This window comes from Promicromonospora sp. NPDC023987 (assembly GCF_040639055.1).
In the GTDB taxonomy this organism is placed as follows: Bacteria; Actinomycetota; Actinomycetes; order Actinomycetales; family Cellulomonadaceae; genus Promicromonospora.
This window is the reverse complement of the sequence record NZ_JBEZZF010000144.1, coordinates 1-3,692: the sequence shown is the minus strand read 5'-3', so window position 1 is coordinate 3,692 and position 3,692 is coordinate 1. Positions and strand designations below refer to the sequence as shown.

5 protein-coding genes are annotated in these 3,692 nt (G+C 70.0%); 1 reads left to right on the top strand and 4 read right to left on the bottom strand.

Annotated elements, in window-relative coordinates; genetic code table 11:
* Positions 1-57: 57 nt before the first annotated feature.
* The 4 genes from AB0F40_RS27355 to AB0F40_RS27340 are packed head-to-tail and all read right to left on the bottom strand — an operon-like array spanning position 58 to position 2,226.
* Positions 58-654: a TetR/AcrR family transcriptional regulator gene (locus AB0F40_RS27355; RefSeq protein WP_357475457.1), complete on the bottom strand. Its 597-nt coding sequence runs from the start codon at positions 652-654 to the stop codon at positions 58-60.
* Positions 638-1,348, bottom strand: coding sequence for a hypothetical protein (locus AB0F40_RS27350; protein WP_357475455.1), 711 nt, complete (start codon positions 1,346-1,348; stop codon positions 638-640). The genes AB0F40_RS27355 and AB0F40_RS27350 overlap by 17 nt, the downstream gene beginning before the upstream one ends.
* A 42-nt stretch (positions 1,349-1,390) precedes the next feature.
* Positions 1,391-1,774 (bottom strand): HepT-like ribonuclease domain-containing protein, encoded by a 384-nt coding sequence (locus AB0F40_RS27345; protein WP_357475453.1) that lies wholly within the window; start codon positions 1,772-1,774, stop codon positions 1,391-1,393.
* Entirely contained in the window at positions 1,771-2,226 is a 456-nt protein-coding gene (locus tag AB0F40_RS27340; RefSeq protein ID WP_357475451.1) for a helix-turn-helix domain-containing protein, read from the bottom strand. Before AB0F40_RS27340 ends, AB0F40_RS27345 begins: the two co-directional genes overlap by 4 nt.
* 92 nt (positions 2,227-2,318) lie before the next feature.
* On the opposite strand from AB0F40_RS27340, the gene AB0F40_RS27335 reads away from it, so the two are divergent.
* The gene (locus AB0F40_RS27335) at positions 2,319-3,614 is read left to right on the top strand and encodes an alpha/beta fold hydrolase (protein WP_357475449.1); all 1,296 of its coding nucleotides are present in this window, start codon (positions 2,319-2,321) and stop codon (positions 3,612-3,614) included.
* The last annotated feature ends 78 nt before the right edge of the window (positions 3,615-3,692 follow it).

Sequence of the window (3,692 nt, the reverse complement as noted above, 5' to 3'; positions counted from 1 at the left end):
GTCAGGTGTTCGGTAACCCGGGTTGCCGAACACCTGACCTTCTACCGACCACACGCATCACGATGCCGCCAGGAAGCGTTTGGCCGTGTCGACGAGGGTGGCCTTTTCCGTCTTGGCCGTGAAGGTGTCCTCCGTCGCGATGCGGCCCAGGAAGCCGTCGGTGAGCAGGTAGAGCCACGAGGTGATCTGTTCCGGGGTGAGGTCTTTTCTGATCTCGCCCGCCTGCTGCGCCCTTTCCACCCAGGGTCGGAGCAGGTCGCGCTGCGCCTGGATGTCCGCGTCGAGGGCGGCGGCGACCTCTGGCAGGTGCATGACTCCGCCCACCGCGCGCACGAAGCCCGGCATCCGGAGGTCCGCCGCGTCGTCGGCGCCCTGCCTGATGATGTCGAGGAGCACGCCGAGCGGGTCGGTGCGCTCGGCGTAGAGCTCGGTCTGCTCGTGCGTCTCGGCCGTGCCGAGCGCCAGGATCGCGAGCAGCAGCGCGAGCTTGGTCGGGAAGTAGTGGAAGAACGTGCCCGAGCCGATGCCCGCCCGCCGGCAGATCTCGGCGGTGGTGGCGCCGTCGTACCCGCGTTCGGCGAAGACGGTCAGGGCCGCGTCGATGATGACCAGCCGGCGCGCCTCGTGGCGGGCCGGGTCAACGGTCCGCGCCACGTGCGTCCTCGCCGGCCGACGCCGCCCGACGTACCTGGATCCGGTCGTCCCGGACTCGCGCGACCAGGCCCAGCGCGGCCAGGTCCTCGTCCGCCTTGCGACGGGCGGCGGCATCCTTGCGTTCCTCGAGCCGACGGCGGAGCGCCTCGTGCTCGTCGGCGGCGAAGCCGGGCCGACCGTCCACCCAGCGCTCGAACTGCTGCTCGTACGGGTCGGTGTCCCGCCACGGCCACCGGTGCTGCTCCAGCGCGCCCCGGACCTTCGCCTCCGGGAGGGTGTCAGCGTCGAGGCGAGCGCGCAGCCCGCCGTCGGGCCGCAGGAGCACGAGATCGTTCTTGTCCCGGAACGCGGCGCCGACGTCGGACCGCTCGATCCACACCTCGCGCTCCTCCTGCGCGTGCTCGAGGTGGTCGTCGGCGACGGTGAGCCGGGGCGCCTCGCCCACCGTCATGAACGCGACGAAACCTCCGCCAACGAGGCCGAGCCCGCCGAGGATCCCGAGCGACCACTCCAGCGGGAGGGTCTCGATGAGCCGGATCAGGCCGGGCGAGGGCAGGGGTGTCGCCTCGATCAGGTCGGCCAGACCCCGGGCCAGCGCGGGCGCGAACCAGCCCAGCACGATACCGAGCGCGAGCGTCCCCAGGCCGAGCAGGACGGGAAGCGCAGGCGGCTGGCGCACCTCTGTGGTCGTCACAACTCAATTATTAGAGCAGACACTCCACTAATGCAACGACTATCACTCGTCGTCGACCAGCTGCGTGATCATCCGGGGCACCCGCTTCTCCAGTGCACGCCACACGAGCTCGTCGTCCACGCCGTCGTAGACGTGGGCGATCAGGTTGCGCATGCCCTTGAGCGCCGGCCAGCCGATGTCGGGGTGCTGCTCCTTGAACCACTCCGGGAGTCGCTCGGCGACCGTCGCGATGTTCAGCACGATGTGCTCACCGAAGCCCCTGCTCCGCTCGCCGTCGAACGTCTGAGCCAGATAAGCCTCGTGCCCCTCCGAGACCAGCTGGCGGGCTTGCTCCCCGAAGCGGACCAGATCCGCCAAGTACCGAGCGGCCTTCTCCCGGTCCGCGACACCCTCGCCGTCGACAGGTGTAGCAGCACTGCCGGTCACAACGGCACCGCCTCGGCCACCGCGCGCGCGACGGCGGGCCCGCGCGCGTCGTCCGGAACCACGTCTACCTGCACGCCGAGTGTTTCTTCGAGCGACTCCGTCAAGAGGGCCTTGTCGAAGATGTCGAAGTCCGCCGGAGTCGTGACCAGCAGATCGATGTCCGACTCCTCCGTGTCCTCACCTCGCGCGACAGAGCCGAAGACACGCGGGTTGGTCACCTGGTACCGACCGAGCACCTCGCGGACCTGCTCCATCGCACTCTCCAGCAGGATCGACGGCCGCACCCGGAGGGCGGCATCAAGTCGCGCGCGGGTCTCCAGCGCGGGGCTGCGAACACCCTTCTCGATCGCAGCTATCGCCGGCTGCGAGGTTCCAGATCTCGACGCCAGCTCACGCTGCGTCAGCCCGGCGCGCAGACGCCGGATACGCAGATCACCACCGTAGTCACCCATGGTTGCCACTATATCGAGTTGTGATCACCCTGCGAGGTTCGTGGTGTCGGCTCCCTCCGCACACAGCGGCTCGGCCCCATAGGCTCGTCCCCGTGCCCATCAGCTACACCCTTCCCGGTGTCCATGTCACCGACCACTCCGTCGACGTCCCGCTCGACTGGACCCAGCCCGACGGTTCGCCCACGATCTCCGTGTTCGCCCGCGAGCTCGTGGATCCCGCGCGCCGGAGCGAGGACCTGCCGCTCCTGGTGTTCCTGCAGGGCGGCCCCGGCGGCAAGGGCCCGCGTCCGACCGGCCCGGAGGGCTGGGTCGGCACCGCCCTGAAGCGTTTCCGTGTGGTGCTGCTGGACCAGCGCGGCACGGGGCGGTCCACCGCCGTCCGCGCCGCCACGCTCAACGCCGTCGGCACGCCCGCGGAACAGGCCGACCATCTCAGCCATTTCCGTGCCGACAACATCGTGCGCGACGCGGAGCACGTCCGGAAGACCCTCTTCGACGGCCGGCGCTGGACGTCGCTGGGCCAGTCGTACGGCGGCTTCATCACCATGACCTACCTGTCGTTCGCCCCCGAGGGCCTGAACGCGAGCCTCGTCACCGGCGGCCTGCCCAGCCTGACGGCGTCCGCCCGGGAGGTGTACGAGCGCACCCAGCCGCGCGTGGTCGCCAAGAACGAGCGGTTCCGGGCGCGCTACCCGCACGCCGTGAAGACGCTCGGCCGCATCGCCGACCGCCTCTCGACCGGTGAGGTGACCGCGCCGGGCGGCGACACGCTGACCACCCGCCGGTTCCAGACGCTCGGCATGGACTTCGGCATGCAGCCGGGGTTCGAGCGGGTGCACTGGATCCTCGACGAGGCGTTCGACTCCCCGCACGGTGGCCCGTTGAGCGACACCTTCCTCGCCACGGTCGCCGCCGAGACGTCGTTCGCGACCAACCCGCTGTACGCGCTGCTGCACGAGTCGATCTACGCCCAGTCCCACACCGGCCCGACGGCGTGGGCCGCCCAGTCGGTGCGCGACGCCGACCCGGCCTTCGCCGAAGACGCCCGGCCGCTGCTGCTGACCGGCGAGATGATCTACCCCTGGATGTTCTCCGAGATCAGCGCGCTGCGACCGTTCCAGGCCGCCGCCGACGCCCTTGCGGAGCGGCAGGACTGGCGCGACCTGTACGACCTGCACCGCCTCGCGGAGAACGAGGTCCCGGTCGAGGCGGCCGTGTACTTCGACGACATGTTCGTCGACTCGTCGCTCTCCCTGGAGACGGCAGCGCACGTGGGCAACGTCGCGCCGTGGGTCACCAACGAGTTCGAGCACGACGGCCTTCGCCTAGGCGACGTCCTGCCGAAGCTGCTGGACCGCCTGGACGCCCGAGGCGGCCCGCTCCGCTAGTTCGGCGGCGACCGGGTACTCCCCTTCGAGGCCTAAGTTTCTTCGCTTTGAGACGGCTCAAAGCGAAGAAACTAGAAC